Source organism: Paracidovorax valerianellae, from assembly GCF_900102625.1.
In the GTDB taxonomy this organism is placed as follows: Bacteria; Pseudomonadota; Gammaproteobacteria; order Burkholderiales; family Burkholderiaceae_C; genus Paracidovorax; species Paracidovorax valerianellae.
The window spans coordinates 76,874-92,299 of the sequence record NZ_FMZC01000015.1 but is presented as its reverse complement, the minus strand read 5'-3'; the positions used below and the strand labels follow the sequence as shown (position 1 = coordinate 92,299).

14 protein-coding genes and 1 riboswitch are annotated in these 15,426 nt (G+C 69.0%); of the genes, 11 read left to right on the top strand and 3 right to left on the bottom strand.

Annotation, left to right across the window (positions count from 1 at the left end; genetic code table 11):
- Positions 1-66: 66 nt before the first annotated feature.
- Positions 67-360 carry a hypothetical protein gene (locus BLT03_RS19640; protein ID WP_092745457.1) on the top strand — a complete coding sequence of 98 codons (294 nt, stop codon included), beginning with the start codon at positions 67-69 and terminating at the stop codon, positions 358-360.
- 48 nt (positions 361-408) lie between these two features.
- Here BLT03_RS19640 and fnr read toward each other — a convergent pair whose 3' ends face one another.
- A complete protein-coding gene (gene fnr / locus BLT03_RS19635) occupies positions 409-1,128 on the bottom strand; it encodes a fumarate/nitrate reduction transcriptional regulator Fnr (RefSeq protein ID WP_092745456.1) in 720 nt (239 codons plus the stop codon).
- 177 nt (positions 1,129-1,305) lie between these two features.
- On the opposite strand from fnr, the gene hemN reads away from it, so the two are divergent.
- From hemN to BLT03_RS19615, 4 genes are all read left to right on the top strand, one after another.
- Positions 1,306-2,688, top strand: coding sequence for an oxygen-independent coproporphyrinogen III oxidase (gene hemN / locus BLT03_RS19630; protein WP_092745455.1), 1,383 nt, complete (start codon positions 1,306-1,308; stop codon positions 2,686-2,688).
- A 25-nt stretch (positions 2,689-2,713) separates the two neighbouring features.
- Positions 2,714-3,457: a sulfite exporter TauE/SafE family protein gene (locus BLT03_RS19625; RefSeq protein WP_092745454.1), complete on the top strand. Its 744-nt coding sequence runs from the start codon at positions 2,714-2,716 to the stop codon at positions 3,455-3,457.
- A 166-nt stretch (positions 3,458-3,623) separates the two neighbouring features.
- A complete protein-coding gene (locus BLT03_RS19620; protein ID WP_092745453.1) occupies positions 3,624-4,922 on the top strand; it encodes a cyclic di-GMP phosphodiesterase in 1,299 nt (432 codons plus the stop codon).
- Positions 4,923-4,942: 20 nt separating this feature from the next.
- A complete protein-coding gene (locus tag BLT03_RS19615) occupies positions 4,943-7,390 on the top strand; it encodes a sensor domain-containing protein (protein ID WP_434802417.1) in 2,448 nt (815 codons plus the stop codon).
- Between the two features lie 268 nt (positions 7,391-7,658).
- On the opposite strand, the gene BLT03_RS19610 is transcribed toward BLT03_RS19615, so the two are convergent.
- Entirely contained in the window at positions 7,659-8,069 is a 411-nt protein-coding gene (locus tag BLT03_RS19610) for a cell division protein ZapA (RefSeq protein WP_092745451.1), read from the bottom strand.
- A complete protein-coding gene (locus BLT03_RS19605) occupies positions 8,066-8,287 on the bottom strand; it encodes a DUF904 domain-containing protein (RefSeq protein ID WP_092745479.1) in 222 nt (73 codons plus the stop codon). Before BLT03_RS19605 ends, BLT03_RS19610 begins: the two co-directional genes overlap by 4 nt.
- Before the next feature lie 65 nt (positions 8,288-8,352).
- A riboswitch (cobalamin riboswitch) is annotated at positions 8,353-8,594 on the top strand.
- 93 nt (positions 8,595-8,687) lie between these two features.
- Between BLT03_RS19605 and BLT03_RS19600 the strand changes: the two genes are divergently transcribed.
- The 6 genes from BLT03_RS19600 to BLT03_RS19575 all read left to right on the top strand — a co-directional run bounded on the left by BLT03_RS19600 (position 8,688) and on the right by BLT03_RS19575 (position 15,392).
- Positions 8,688-10,565, top strand: a complete 1,878-nt coding sequence (locus BLT03_RS19600; RefSeq protein ID WP_092745478.1) for a TonB-dependent receptor domain-containing protein — start codon at positions 8,688-8,690, stop codon at positions 10,563-10,565.
- A 67-nt stretch (positions 10,566-10,632) separates the two neighbouring features.
- Positions 10,633-12,042 (top strand): nucleotide-binding protein, encoded by a 1,410-nt coding sequence (locus tag BLT03_RS19595; protein WP_092745477.1) that lies wholly within the window; start codon positions 10,633-10,635, stop codon positions 12,040-12,042.
- A complete protein-coding gene (locus BLT03_RS19590; protein ID WP_092745450.1) occupies positions 12,039-12,638 on the top strand; it encodes a bifunctional adenosylcobinamide kinase/adenosylcobinamide-phosphate guanylyltransferase in 600 nt (199 codons plus the stop codon). Before BLT03_RS19595 ends, BLT03_RS19590 begins: the two co-directional genes overlap by 4 nt.
- On the top strand, positions 12,635-13,597 hold the full coding sequence (locus tag BLT03_RS19585) for an ABC transporter substrate-binding protein (RefSeq protein ID WP_092745449.1): 963 nt from the start codon (positions 12,635-12,637) through the stop codon (positions 13,595-13,597). The genes BLT03_RS19590 and BLT03_RS19585 overlap by 4 nt, the downstream gene beginning before the upstream one ends.
- Positions 13,594-14,613: a FecCD family ABC transporter permease gene (locus tag BLT03_RS19580; protein WP_092745448.1), complete on the top strand. Its 1,020-nt coding sequence runs from the start codon at positions 13,594-13,596 to the stop codon at positions 14,611-14,613. Before BLT03_RS19585 ends, BLT03_RS19580 begins: the two co-directional genes overlap by 4 nt.
- Complete coding sequence (locus tag BLT03_RS19575; protein ID WP_092745447.1) at positions 14,610-15,392, top strand: ABC transporter ATP-binding protein; 783 nt, start codon at positions 14,610-14,612, stop codon at positions 15,390-15,392. Before BLT03_RS19580 ends, BLT03_RS19575 begins: the two co-directional genes overlap by 4 nt.
- Positions 15,393-15,426 lie beyond the last annotated feature (34 nt).

Genomic DNA, 15,426 nt, shown 5'->3' with positions numbered 1-15,426 from the left:
CCGCGACTCGCTGTTGACTGATCCCTGATCGCGACGGCCCCAACCCTGGATGAGGAGACAAGCGCAATGTGGACCCAACGCCTGATGTGGATTGCCTGGCCGGCCTTTTTGATGGCCGGCGTGCTGGAGATGCTGGTCTTCGCCCTGGTGGACCCGCAGGACATGCACTGGTTCGGCCAGCCGCTGGCGCTGTCGCGCGAGGGCGTCTATACCGTCGCCTTCTTCGCGTTCTGGCTGGTGACGATGGCGTCGAGCGCGCTCACCACGCTGCTGGCGATGTCGCCCTTCGAACTGAACCGCTGCCCGGTGCCGGTGACGGACCGCCCGGCCGATTGCGCCCGGCATACCCCAGGGCTGTGAGGGTTGCCATCGCAGCCGTTTCGACCGTGATGGCAGAGGAGGGAGGGGTCAGTGGCAGCTCTGTGAATTCACGATGCGCTTGAGCGCTTCGGTTTCCAGAATGCGCACGTGGCGTTGCTTGACTTCGACGATGCCGTCTTCGACGAACTTGGAGAAGGTCCGGCTCACCGTTTCGAGTTTGAGACCCAGGTAGCTGCCGATTTCCTCACGCGTCATGCGCAGCACCAGTTCCGATTGCGAAAAGCCCCGGGCGTGCAGGCGCTGTACCAGGTTGAGCAGAAAGGCCGCCAGGCGCTCCTCGGCCCGCATGCTGCCCAGCAGGAGCATGACGCCGTGCTCGCGTACGATCTCGCGGCTCATGATCTTGTGCACGTGGTGCTGCAGCGCGGTGACTTCGCGCGACAGCTCTTCGATGCGGTCGAAGGGCATCACGCAGACTTCGGCGTCTTCCAGCGCCACGGCGTCGCAGGTGTGGTGGTCGCTCACGATGCCGTCCAGGCCGATGATCTCGCCCGCCATCTGAAAACCGGTGACCTGATCGCGGCCGTCTTCGGTGGCCACGCAGGTCTTGAAGAAGCCGGTGCGGATCGCGAAGAGCGAACTGAAAGTCTCGCCATTGCGAAACAGGGTGGCGCCGCGCTTGACCTTGCGGCGCACCGCCACGATCTCGTCGATCCGCTGCAGTTGCTGGTCGTTCAGGCCCAGCGGCATGCACAGCTCGCGCAGGTTGCAGTTCGAGCATGCCACTTTGATGGTTTGCGGATTCATGGGCAAGGCCTTTGATGAGGGGTGGAAGAGCGGCTGCCGCCAGCGCGGGAGAGCCCGGGCGAATGCAGAGCGCCTGTCATGGATCAATTGTGGCAGCGCCGGACTGCAGAACCCTTGACCTGGGTCAAGGGTTTCCGTGGAGGCCTGCGGCACATTGAGTGGGCACAAGGAAATCCCATGATCGATGTCACCCCCGAACTCCTGCGCCGCTTCGACGTGCCCGGCCCCCGCTACACCTCCTACCCGACCGCGGACCGGTTCGTGGAGGCCTTCGGCCAGGAGGAATACATCCTCGCCCTGCAGCAGCGCCGGCTGGGGTCCGCCACCAAGGCGCTGCCGCTGTCCCTTTACGTGCACATCCCCTTTTGCGAGTCGCTGTGCTACTACTGCGCCTGCAACAAGATCATCACCCGGCACCCCGAGCGGGCCGACGTGTACCTGCGCTACCTGAGCCGTGAGATCGATCTGCACACGGCCCAGTGCGGGGTGGGGCAGGTGGTGAGCCAGTTGCACCTGGGCGGGGGCAGCCCGACGTTTCTGACCGACGACGGCCTGCGGTCGCTGATGGCCATGCTCCAGCGCAGCTTCACACTGGCGCCGGGCGGCGAGTATTCGATCGAGGTCGATCCCCGCACGGTGGACGCCGGCCGGCTGGCCTTGTTGGCCGAACTGGGCTTCAACCGGTTGAGCTTCGGCGTGCAGGATTTCGATCCCGAAGTGCAAAAGGCCGTGCACCGCGTGCAGCCGGCGAGCCAGGTGTTCGACCTGGTGGCCGCTGCCCGGGCGCAGGGGTTCGAGTCGATCAACGTGGACCTGATCTACGGCCTGCCGCGGCAGACGCCCGAGTCGTTCGAGCGCACGCTGGCGCAGGTGGGCGAGTTGCGGCCCGATCGCATCGCGCTCTATGCCTATGCGCACCTGCCCGAGCGCTTCAAGCCGCAGCGCCGCATCGTTCCGGCCGAGCTGCCCCTGGCCGCCTCGAAGGTGGCGATGCTGTCGCGGTCGCTGCAGTCGTTTCAGGACGCAGGCTACGTCTATATCGGCATGGACCATTTCGCGCTGCCGGACGATGCGCTCGCCGTGGCCAAGCGCCAGGGCCGGCTGCACCGCAACTTCCAGGGCTACAGCACGCAGCCGGACTGCGACCTGCTCGGCCTCGGCGTGTCGGCGATCGGGCGCGTGGGCGCCACCTACAGCCAGAACGCGAAAACGCTGGACGAGTACTACGACTTCATCAACCAGGGGCGCCTGCCCATCGTCCGGGGCCTCGCGCTGAGCCGTGACGATCTGGTGCGCCGCTCCGTGATCATGGCGCTGATGTGCCAGGGCGAGGTGCTTTTCGAGCCCATGGAACAGGCCTGGCTGATCGACTTCAAGCGGTACTTTTCGGCCGAGCTGGAGGCTTTGGAAGATCTGCAGGCGCAGGGCCTGGTCACCGTGAGCGGGGAGGGCATCGAAGTCACCGCCATGGGCTGGTTCTTTGTGCGGGGCATCGCCATGCTGTTCGACCGTTACTTGCAGGCCGACCGCAACCGGGCGCGGTTCTCCCGCATCATCTGAGCCCCGCAGGGCAACGGGAGCGGCCATGACCGGCACCTTGTTCTGGACCGCGCTGGCCATGGGGCTGGCCGGCGGGCCCCATTGCCTGGCGATGTGCGCGGCGCCGTGCGGGGTGATTTTGCGGGCGGGCTCCAAGCCCTTGCGGGTCTCGGCCCAGCCGTTGGCCGGTGCAACCGTCGCGTTACCGGTCCCTGGGGCAGGCTGGGCAAGGCCGCTCGTTTTCCACCTGGGCCGGCTCGCGGGTTACGCCTTGGCGGGCGCCATGGCAGCGTGGGCCATGGACCGCCTGGCCTGGCTGACCCAGCAAGCCGCTGCGCTTCGTCCCGCCTGGACGTTGCTGCATGTCGCCGTGCTGGCCTGGGCGGCGCTGCTCGTGTTGCAGGCGCGCCAGCCGGCATGGATCGACCGCGCAGGCCAATGGCTGTGGCAACGCGTGGCGCCTTGGGTGCGCTCGCCCGGGGGGCTGTTCTCCACGGGCATGGCCTGGGCCTGCATGCCGTGCGGGCTGCTTTATTCCGCGCTGCTGGTGGCCGCGTTGAGCGGCGATCCCTGGCGGGGTGCGTTGGCCATGGCGTGTTTCGGGTTGGGCGGCACTGCCTGGCTCATGGCCGGGCAGTGGCTGTGGCAGCGCGTGCGGCATGGGGATGCTGCGGGGGGGCTCCGCGGACGCTGGGGCGTTCGCGCGGCCGGGCTGATGCTGTTCGCCATCGCCGCGTGGGGCCTGTGGATGGACGTTTTTCACCGCCAGGCCGCGCCCTGGTGCTTATAGAGCAGAGGGAAAAAGGCAAAAAAGAGAATGTCGTCACCTTCGGTAATCACCTATCGACAGCCCCATATGTGAAGATTTTGACATTTGATACGAGGGTGCATTAACTGGTGATAATGGTTACGAATACCCCGGCGCTACCGTGGCGCCTTGTTGGTGCCCCCCGAAAGTGACTACTCCTCTCCTCATCGATGTCGGCCGGCTGCGTGTGGGCATGTACATCCAGCTCGACCTCGGCTGGATGAATCACCCCTTTCCGGTCAGCAGCTTCCGCATCGCTTCGCCGGAGCAGATCAGTACGCTGGCCGCGCTGGGCTTGTCCCAGGTGCGCTGGCTTCCCTCCAAAAGCGATCCGTCCGTGCAGGGCCTTCTGCCGCCCGGCCATCCCTCCGCACCCGATCCCGTGACCGAAGCGGCGCGCGTCCCCGTGGCTGCGGGCCCGTCGATCGCGCAGGCGTCCATGGCGGAGTTTCGCGAACGCATCAAGGCGCAGAGCCGCTCGCTGGCCGCGTGCGACGAGCGCTTCGCCCGGGCCACCCGCGTGTACGAACGCCTGGCCACCAGTGCCGAGCAAGACCCTGCCGAGGCCCGTACCTCCACCCATGCCCTGGTGGCATCTTGTGTGGACGAACTGCTCGACAAGGGCGATTCCGCCATCCGCCTGTTGTCCGAGCGTGTGGGAACGCGCGCGGCGCTGCATTCGGTCAACGTGATGGTGCTGTCGCTGCTTTTGGGCAAGGCCCTGGGCATGCTGGGTGACGACATGCAGGCGCTGGGCACGGCCGCGCTGCTGCATGACCTGGGCAAGATCACGCTGCCACCGCACGTGGCCCAGCCGCATTCCGCACTCGGCCCGGCAGATCAGGCCCTGTACGAAGCGCATGTGGGCGAGTCCGTCGTGCTGGCCGAGCGCATGGGCCTGAGCGTGACCGTGATCGACGCCATCGCGCAGCACCATGAGATGGCCGACGGCAGCGGGTTTCCGTTGCAGCTCAAGGGGGACGACATGTCCCGCGGCGGCCAGGTCTTGGCGCTCGTCAATTACTACGACCGCATGTGCAACCCGCTGCGAGGTGCCAATGCGCTGACGCCGCACGAGGCCCTGTCGGTGATCTTCGCGCAGCACAAGCAGCGGTTCGATGCGGTGGTCCTGCGGGCCTTCATCCGCATGATGGGCGTGTACCCGCCGGGCTCGATCGTGCAACTGGTGGATGACCGCTACGCCATCGTGACGGCCGTGAACTCGGCTCGCCCGCTGCGCCCCAAGGTGATCGTGCACGAGACGGGTGTCTCCAAGGACGATGCCCTGGTGGTTGATCTGGAAGACCAGCCGGCGCTCGGCATCCGGCGCAGCCTGCGGCCCGCGCAGCTGCCGCGCGACGCGCTCGACTATCTCTCGCCCCGCAAAAGAATCTGCTACTACTTCGAGCGCGCCGTGGAAGCGGCACCGGTCGGGGCCCGAGCGTGATCCGCGGCGCACAGGGCGACGTGTGGCGAGCCGTGTTCGACGGCTTGCTGGAGGCCGTCTGGCTGGTCGATCCGCAAACGCTCGCGGTCCGGTTCGCCAACCGCGGCGCGTCCGCGTTGCTGGGGCGATCCGCCGAGACGATGGAGGGTGCGGATGCCGTCGAGCTGCTGGCCTGCACCCCGGAAGACCTGTATTTCTGGGCGCAAGACCGCGATGCCCTGCTGCGCGGCATTCACTCGCATTCCGGCCTGCTGGGCGGCGACGGCGAGTTCATTGCGGTGGACCGGCGCGTGTCGCGCGTGGATTCGCCGTCGGGCGAGGCGCTGCTGCTGGTGACCATGATCGACCGGCGCGAGCAGGCCTCGACCGAGCGCGAACTGGAAATCTTGCTCTCCGAGCTGCGCGCCACGCTCGACTCCGCGGCCGACGGCATGCTCGTGTACGACATGGGGGGCCGCATGCGGGCCTTCAACCAGCGCCTGGCGCAGTTGTGGGGAATGCCCGACGACCTGCTGGTGCAGCGCAACGACGCAGCCGTGGTGGCCCACATGCAGCAGCAGGTGGCCGATGCCGACGCCTACCGGGCGCGCCTGTCTTCCATCGCGCTGGAGCCTGACCGCGACACCACCGACATCCTGCACCTGCGCAACGGCACGATCATCGAGCGCCGCTCGGTGCCGCAGCTGAGCCAGGGCCGGCCCGTAGGCCGCGTGTTCTCGTTCCGCGACGTGACGCTGAATGCCCAGGCGCAAGCCAGCTTGCGCCTGGCCGCGCGCGTGTTCGACTCCAGTCTGGATGCCATCTTCATCGCCGACGACCGCCACCAGATCGTGCGCATGAACCCGAGCTGCGAGCGCCTGATCGGCGCGCCAGCGGTCGCCTTGCACGGTGCGCCGGCAGTCTCGCTGTTCGGGGCTGAAGGCTCGCAAGTCTGGCTGGACCGGGTGCTGGCCGCCTGGGAACGCGACGGCTTCTGGGAAGGCGAACTGCACTTGCCCGAAGGCCGTTCGGACGGCGCCGTGCAGCCCTCCTGCGCGGTGCACCTGTCTTGGGTGGTGCTGCGCAGCGAAGAAGGCAACGCGCTGCAGAGCATCGGCTTCATGCGCGACCTCACGCAGCAGCATGCGGCCCGCTCACGCATCGAAGAGCTTGCCTATAGCGACGTGCTCACTGGCCTGCCCAATCGGCTGCGCTTGTCCCGCCGCGTGGGGGAGGCCTTCGAGGCGATCCAGGGGGCTCGCTCGGAGACGACCGGCTTCGCCATTCTGTTTGTGGACTTGGACCGTTTCAAGATCATCAACGACTCCCTGGGCCACCTGTTCGGCGACCGGGTGCTGCAGATCGTGGCGCAGCGCCTGCAGGGTTGCCTGCGCCAGAGCGACATGCTGTGCCGCCTGGGCGGCGACGAGTTCGTGGTGTACCTGCACGGCGGCGATGCCGCGGTGGCGGAGGGCGTGGCGCGGCGCATGCTGGAAGACATGCTGCGGCCCTTCATGCTCGATGGCATGGGCTTTTCCATCCAGTGCAGCATCGGCGTGGCCCTGTATCCGCAGGACGGCGAGACGCTGGACGATCTCATCAAGCAGGCCGACACCGCCATGTACCGCGTCAAGGAACGCGGCCGTGGCAGTTACGGCTTCTACCAGCCGCAGATGAATGCCGACCTGCTGTCGCGCATGAAGCTGGAGCACGCCATGCGCCAGGCCCTGGGCCAGCAGCGCATGGTGGTGCACTACCAGCCGCAGGTGGCCATGTCGACCGGCGGCGTGGTGGGCGCTGAGGCGCTGCTGCGCTGGAACGACCCGGAGCTGGGCCCGGTGTCGCCGGGCGTGTTCATTCCGCTGGCCGAAGAATCCGGCTACATCATCACGCTGGGGTCATGGGTCATGGAGCAGGCCGTGCAAGAGGCCGCGCGCTGGCTGCGCTCGGGTTCGCCGCTCGTGATGGCGGTGAACGTGTCGGCGCTCGAATTCCGCCAGCCCGACTTCGTGGAGCGGCTCACGCGGCTTTTAGTCAAGCATGGCCTGCCTGCCACGCTGCTCGAACTCGAACTGACCGAAACCATCCTGCTGCAGGACGCGCAGGAGATGGAGCAGCGCCTGGTCGCGCTGGCCGAACTGGGCATTGGACTGGCCATCGACGATTTCGGCACGGGCTATTCGAGCCTGGCCTATCTCAAGAAACTCGCGATCCACAAGCTCAAGATCGATCAGTCGTTCGTGCGCGGGCTGCCCGATGACGATGGCGACCGCGCGATCATCAACGCCATCGTTCACATGGGGCGTGCGCTGCACATCGAGGTGGTGGCGGAAGGGGTCGAGACGCAGGCGCAGCGCGTGGCGCTGGAGCAGATGGACTGCCGCTATTTCCAGGGGTTTCTGTGTGCGCCGGCCTTGCCGGCCGAAGAGTTCAGGCGCCTTCTGGCCAGTCGCCAGAACTATTCGTGGGCACCGTCGGCGCCGGCGTGAAGACCGCCGGGCTGAGCGAAAAAACAGGTGTCTGCGAATGCCACCGGACCGGCATCCTGAACCGGGGGTTCAGGTGGGCGAGGGCAGCCAGGCGTTGGGTTCATCTGACGCGAGATGATCACGCTCACCAGGCAATTTACCAAGCCCGTGCTCAGTGAGCATTGGTTCAAGGAAATATAAAGCCCGGCAGCACCGCAGACGTCTCCATTGTAGGCGCTGCTTTCGCAACGCGCGATAGCCCGTTGCGTAACGTTTCAAAGAGGGGTCTTCAAAGAAGGCGGCCGTCGTCGCCCAGGGCGTTGTCCAGGCGGCGCAGCAGCAACTGCAGTTGCCCGGCAGAGTCGGCGCTCAGCGGCTCTTGCGCCGGCCCTGCTGCCAGCGCGGGAGAGCCGGCATTTGCGGCATTCGGTTCAGCCGCCAGCGGCGCGGGCTGCGTGGGCGCCTGCGCGGCCGAGGCGAGGGTGGCCAGGTCGGCCTCCTCGCGGTCGGCGATCTCGAAGGCCAGGTTGAGCGCTGCCAGCACCGCGATGCGCTCGCGGGCCCGCACCTTGCCGGCATCGCGGATGCGCGTCATCGCGGTGTCCACCCGCTCCACGGCCTGCAGCAGGCGCGATTCGTGGCCCTCGGGGCAGCCCAGCAGATAGCTCTGCTGCATGATCTGGACTTCGATCTGTTTCATTCGGCGTCCTTCGCAGGGGGCGTCGCGGGCAGGCTTTCCAGCAGCGCGTCCACACGGGCGCGGGCGGTGTTGAGCCGGGATTTGAGCGAGTCACGCTCTTGCGTGAGATGGACCACCTGGGCGGTCAGCAAGGCATTGGCACGTTGCAGTTCCGCATGGCGCAACAGCAGCCGCTCCACGCGTTCGGCGATCTGGTCGATGGGAGAGGTTGGGTCCATACAGCCGCGATTGTAGGGTTGGCGCCACCGCATGCCCATCCGGCGTCGTTTACAGCTTGCAACGGTCGTAAAATCCGCGGGTTGGTGCTCGCTGCATGGTTCGCATGCCGCAGTTCAACGGGAAGCAGGGAGGTCGCGTTCACCCGAACGCACCGCGCCTGCGCTGCCCCCGCAACGGTCAGCGGACGAATCGGCATTGGCCGACTCACTCTTCAGCACAAGCCACTGGGCGCCTTGAACAAGCGCCTGGGAAGGCGCTGAAGGGCGCTCCGCCAGCCCGGATACCGGCCAACAACGTGGCCGCGCTTGTCGAACCTGACCCGGTTCGGAAGTCGCGGCTGTTTCGCCCAATGCCGGCGGGGAAGCCGGCTCGGGGATGTTTGCCAGCCTGTCTGTTTCCATGAAAAAGCCTTCCTTCCGCGCGCGCTCCTTCGTTGCCGCGCCTTCGTCCCTGCGGCCCGTTTCCGTGGCCCTTGCGGTGGCCGCCTTGTCGTGCGCGGCGCACGCGCAGGACGCGCCGGTGCTCCTTGCGCAAAACCAGCGTGTGCCCTCGATGGGCGAAACCGTGGTGGCCGCCACGCGCACGCCCCAGCCGCTGCCCGATCTCGTGGCCGATGTGTCCGTGCTGGACCGCGAAGCCATCGAAAACAGCGGCGCGACCGGCCTGGCCGACGTGCTGGCGCGGCTGCCCGGTGTCGAGATGGTGCGCAATGGTGGACCCGGCAGCGCCACCAGCCTTTACCTGCGCGGCGCCGAAACGCGCTTCACCGCCGTGTACATCGACGGTGTGCGCATGGATTCCCAATCCACCGGCGGCGCGCCGTGGGAGGCGATTCCGCTGTCGATCATCGACCGCATCGAAGTGCTGCGCGGCCCGGCTGGCGCGGTGTATGGCTCCGACGCCATCGGGGGCGTGGTGCAGATCTTCACCCGCCGTGGCGAGGCCGGTACGGCGCCCTATGTCGGCGTTGGCGTGGGCAGCCAGGGCACCTACAAGGCCGAGGCCGGTTTGAGCGGCGCCAGCGGCGCGGTGGACTATGCCCTGGGCCTGGTGCGCGAGACCAGCGAGGGCTTCAACGCCCGCACCGTCGCCACGCAGAACCCCGACAAGGACGGCTACCGCCGCACGTCGGGCAACGCCCGCCTGGGCCTGCAGATCGATCCGGTCCACCGCCTGGAAGCCACGCTGGTCGCCAGCGAGATGAACTCCGGCTACGACACCACGCCGCTGGGCAACGACGACCGCAACCTGCACAAGATGCATGCCCTCGGCCTGAACTGGGCCGCGAAGTGGACCCCGCAATACACGACCCGCGTGTCGGTCACCGACTCGCGCGACGAATATCAGACGAAGCCGTCCGTGTACCTCACCGACACGCGCTTGCGCGGCTACCTGTTCCAGAACGAGTGGCGCCAGGGCTCGCATCTGGTGACTGCCGCGCTGGAGCGCCGCGAGGACCGCCTGGAGAACGCGCCCATCGACAGCAAGCGCTCGCAAGACGCGCTAGCGCTGGGCTACGGCTTCAACGCCGGCGGCCACACGCTGCAGTTCAATGTGCGCCACGACTCCGACAGCGAGTTCGGCGGCCAGAACACCGGCAGCGCCGCCTACGGCTATGCCATCACGCCGCAGTGGCGCGCCACGGCCTCCGTCGGCACCTCGTTCCGCGCGCCCACGCTGTACCAGCGTTTCAGCGAATACGGCCTGGCATCGCTTAAGCCTGAAGAAGGCCGCAATGCCGAAGTGGGCCTGCGCTGGGCCGAGGGCGCCGGCACTTTCTCGGCCGTGGCCTACCGCAACCGCGTGAAGAACCTCATCGTGTTCGGCGGCGCGGGCGGTTGCCTTTCCACCTTCGGCTGCTATGCCAGCACGGCGCGCGCCAAATACGACGGCGTGACGCTGTCGGGCTCCTACAAGCTGGCCGGCGTGCAGTTGCGCGGCTCGGTGGACTTCCAGAACCCGCGCGACGAGGACACCGGCCGGCTGCTGGCGCGCCGCTCCAAGCGCCACGGCACCTTCGGCGCCGACACGCAGATCGCGGGCTGGACGCTGGGCACCGAAGTGCAGGCTTCGGGCCGGCGCTTCGACACCGCGGCCAACACCACGGTGCTGGGCGGTTACACGCTCGTCAACCTGTACGCCAGCACGCGCGTCGCCCGCGACGTCACGCTGCTGGCCCGGGTGGACAACCTGGCCGACAAGGATTACCAACTGGCACGCACCTATGCCACGGCCGGCCGCACCTTCTATGCGGGCCTGAAATGGGCCCCGCAATGACCCGGCCGGCGACGAAGAACCCATGAGGGCGAGGGGAGAAGCGGAAAGCGCAGAAGAAGTGAAGGGCATGGCGGGCAGCGTGTGCTGCCCGGCCATTGCCATTGCTGCGCCCGCCTCGGGCCAGGGCAAGACCACTGTGACCGCGGCGCTCGCGCGGCTGCATGCGCGCCAGGGGCGGCGGGTGCGGGTATTCAAGTGCGGGCCTGATTTTCTCGACCCCTGCTGGCACCAGCTGGCCAGCGGCGCCCCGGTGCACCAGATCGACCTGTGGATGACGGGCGAGGCGGACATCGCGCAGCGCCTGCACGCGGCCGCGTGCGATGCCGACCTGATCCTCATCGAAGGCGTGATGGGCCTCTTCGACGGTGCGCCCAGCCTGGCCGACCTCGCGCAGCGTTTCGGCCTGCCGGTGCTGGCCGTGGTGGACGCATCCGCCATGGGCGGCACGCTGGGCGCGATCGTGCACGGCCTGCGGCACTACCGCGCCGGCCTGCCGTGGGCCGGCGTGCTGGCCAACCGCGTGGCGACCGAACGCCATGCCGACCTGCTGCGCGCCGGGCTGAACGACCCGCAAGACTGGCTGGGTGCTTTGCCGCGCGTACAGCCATCGGCCTTGCCGCAGGACGGCGCTTTTACAGCCGTCCCCGCCGCAGCGCGGTCGCGGGCCGGGCTGCTGCCCGAGCGCCACCTCGGCCTGGTCGCCGCACACGAGCTGGCCGACGGCCTGGCCCGGCTGGACGCCGCGGCCGATGCGCTGGCCGGCACGCCGCTGGGCCGCCTGTCGCCCGACGATCTGCAGCGCTGGGCCGTTCGCTTCGCAGCGCCCACGGCCGCCGATCCGGTGCCGCGGCTGCTCGAAGGCCGCACCGTGGCGGTGGCCGACGATGCGGCGTTCTGCTTCATCTATCAGGCCAACCTGGACACGCTGCGGGCGCTGGGCGCTCAGGTGGTGCGGTTTTCGCCCTTGGCCGATGCCGCGCTGCCGCCGTGCGATGCCGTGTGGCTGCCCGGTGGCTACCCCGAGTTGCACGCCGACCGCCTTGCCGCCCAGACCGGCATGCAGGCGAGCCTGCGGGCGCACGTGGAGGCCGGCCGCGCGGTGTGGGCAGAATGCGGCGGCATGATGGCCCTGTTCGAATCGATCACCCTGGCCGACGGCCAGCAGCGGCCCCTGTGGGGACTGCTGCCCGGCCGCGTGGCCATGCAAAAGCGGCTGGCCGCGCTGGGTCCGCAGCAACTCGCGGTGGACGGCCACGTGCTGCGCGGCCATACCTTTCACTATTCCACCTGCGAAAGCCCGGCCCTGGTGCGCGCGCGCACGGAACGCCCCGCGCACGCGGGTCCGCCCGGCCCGGGCGAGGCGCTGTACCGGCACGGCAGCATTCACTCCAGCTACTTTCACGCGTGGTTTCCGTCGAGCCCTCGGGCGGTGGCGGCCCTGCTGGGCGCGGCGCCGGCAACAGAGAACCACGCATGACCGGACCCGGCACCATCGCGCCGAGCGAGCTGATCCTGGGCGGCCAGAAAAGCGGTAAATCCCGCCGCGCCGAACTGCTGGCGCGCCAGTGGCTGGCCGATTCGCCCACGCACCGCGCGCTGCTGATCGCCACCGGCCAGCCGTGGGACGACGAGATGCGCGAACGCATCGCGCGCCACCAGCGCGACCGTGCCGAGCGCGTGCCCGGCCTGCAGACGCTGGAAGAGCCGCTCGACCTGGCCCGCGCCCTGGCTAGCCACGGCGGTGCCGACACGATGATCGTGGTGGACTGCCTCACGCTCTGGCTCACCAATTGGCTGATGCCCGCCACGCCCGATGAAGGGTTGAAGCCAAAACAGCCTCCAGCGCAGGATTGGCTAGGGCAGTGCGCTATGTTTTTAGGAGCAATCCGCCAGGCCCCCGGCCCCGTGGTGCTGGTGGGCAATGAGATCGGCCTGGGCGTGATTCCGATGGGGCGCGAAGTGCGCGCCTTCGTCGATGCGCTGGGCGTGCTCAACCAGCGCACGGCCGAGGCCTGCCAGCGCGTCACCCTGGTGGCGGCGGGGCTGCCGCTCACGCTGAAGGACGGGCCATGAATTTCTCTTTCGCTTCCTCTGTCGCCTTGTCTGTCCGGCGGTTGTTGCAGCGGCTGCGCCGCTCGGGCCGCCTTGCCGCACGCCTGTCGCTGGGGCAAGCCTTCGCACTGGCCACGCTCGTTGCCTGGGCCGGTGCCGCCACGGCCGCGCCGTTCGAGGTGACCGATGCGCGCGGGCGCACCGTGGCGTTCGCGCAGCCGCCGCAGCGCATCGTGAGCCTGCTGCCCTCATTGACCGAAAGCGTGTGCGAACTGCAGCAATGCCAGCGCCTGGTGGGCGTGGACCGCTATTCCAATTGGCCCGAAGCCGTGCAGCGCCTGCCCCAGGTGGGCGGCGGCATCGATCCGAACATCGAGGCCATCGTCGCCCTGCAGCCCGACGTGGTGCTGCTGGCCACCAGCTCGCGTGCCAGCGACCGGCTGGAAGCGCTGGGCCTCAAGGTCGTGGCGTTGGAACCCAAGACCCATGCCGACGTGCGCCGCGTGCTCGCCACGCTGGGCCAGTTGCTGGCTGTGCCGCCAGCGCAGGGCGCCGACCGGCTGTGGCGCGTGATCGATGCCGGCGTGCAGGCGGCCACGCAGTCGCTGCCGGCCCGCGCGCGCGGCGCCCGCGTGTATTTCGAAGTGAGCCGGGGGCCGTATGCGGCGGGCACGGCGTCGTTCATCGGCGAGACGCTGACGCGTCTGGGGGCGCGCAACGTGGTGCCGCCCGAGCTGGGACCGTTCCCTCGGCTGAACCCGGAGTTCGTCGTGCGGGCGCGGCCCGACGTGATCATGGTGGGCAACCGCAGCATGCAGGCCATGGCGCTGTACCCGGGCTGGAACAGCCTCAAGGCCGTGCGCGAAGACCGCATGTGCCTCTTCGGTCCTGGCGAAGCCGACGTGGTGGTGCGGCCCGGCCCGCGGATGGCCGAAGCCGCGCGGCTCATGGCCCGCTGCCTGGCGGACAAGGCGCCATGAACGGTGCCGCAGCCCCGGGACGGCGCCGCGCCGCATGGCTGGGAGCCGGCCTGCTGATCGTGAGTGCCGCGCTGCTGGTAGCGGGCGCGTGCGTCGGCAGCACTGGTTTCGAGAGTTTGCTGCGCATGGGGAAGGACCCGGTGGCGTGGCAGATCGTGTGGGAGATCCGCCTGCCGCGCACGCTGGGTGCCTGGCTCGCCGGCGCGCTGCTGGGGCTGGCGGGCGCGGTGGCGCAGGGGCTGTTTCGCAACCCGCTGGCCGATCCGTACCTGCTGGGCTCGGCCTCGGGCGCGGCGCTGGGCGGCGCGGTGGCGATGGCGCTGTTCGGCGTCTCGCCCATGGCGGCGCAGTGGCTGGCGCGGCTGGGCGTGACCGGCATGGCGTTTCTCGGCGCGGCGGGGGCCGTCGCCCTCACCCTGTTGCTCGCGCGCGGCGTGCAGCACACGCTGCGGCTGCTGCTGGCCGGCGTGATCGTGGGCGTGGTGCTGGGCGCACTGCGCGACCTGGTGGAACTGGCGTCGCCCGAAATCCTGCAGGCCATGCAGGCCTTCACGCTGGGCAGCACCAGTTTCGTCGGCTGGGTGTCATGCGCCCTCATGGCCGGCGCCTGGTGCCTGTGCAGCATCGCCGCATGGACGCTGTCGCGCGCGCTCGACGGCCTCACGCTGGGCGAGGCCACGGCCGCCAGCCTGGGCCTGCCGCTCGGCCCGATGCGGGCGGGGCTGGTGGCGGCCATGGCGCTGGCCACCGGCACGGCCGTGGCGCAGACCGGGCTGATCGCATTCGTGGGACTGGCTGCGCCGCACCTCGTGCGTTCCATCGTCAAGGCGACGCACCAGCGGCACATCGCGCTTTCCAGCCTGATGGGCGCGGCGCTGCTGCTGGCGGCCGACATCCTGGCGCGGTGGCTGCTGGCGCCGCAGGAGCTGCCAGTGGGCGTGCTCACCGCAGCGCTGGGTGGCACCTACCTGCTGTGGCTCATGCACCGGCAATCGGCCCTGGGGCATTCGCTATGACGAAGACAGCGCTGCAGGCCAGCAACATCACGGCGCGCATCGGAAACGCCACGGTCCTGAACGGCATCGCCCTTGCGGTGCCGGCGGGCCGCTGGACCAGCGTGGTCGGCCCCAACGGCGCCGGCAAATCGACGCTGCTCAAGGTGCTCGCCGGCCTGCTGCGCGGCGCGTCGGTGCAGGGCGAAGTGCACTTGTTGGGCCAGCCGCTGCTGGCCATGCCGGCCCGCGAGCGCGCGCGCCGGCTCGCCTGGCTGGGGCAGAACGAGGCCTCGGCGGACGACCTGACCGCCTACGACGTGGCCATGCTCGGGCGCCTGCCGCACCAGCGCTGGATGGCCCCGGCCAGCCCCGCCGACCATGCCGCCGTGGAGCAGGCTCTGCGCACCACGCAGGCTTGGGAATGGCGGCATCGGCCGCTCGGCCAGCTGTCGGGCGGCGAACGCCAGCGCGTGCTGCTGGCCCGGGCGCTCGCTGTGCAGGCCGACGTGCTGCTGATGGACGAGCCCCTGGCCAACCTCGACCCGCCGCACCAGGCCGACTGGCTGCACGCCATGCGCGCGCTGGCCGCTGGCGGCGGCACGGTGGTGAGCGTGCTGCACGAGGTGTCGCTGGCGCTGCAGGCCGACGACATGGCCATCATGGCCAGCGGGCGCATCGTGCACCACGGCGCCTGCGCCGACCCGGCCACGCACGCCGCGCTGCAGGCCGTGTTCGACCAGCGCATCCACGTGCAGCAGGTGGCGGGCATGTGGGTGTCGTTGCCGCGCATCGACCGCTGAGTCGCGCCGACCGCAACGCCTTTAACTGCACCGA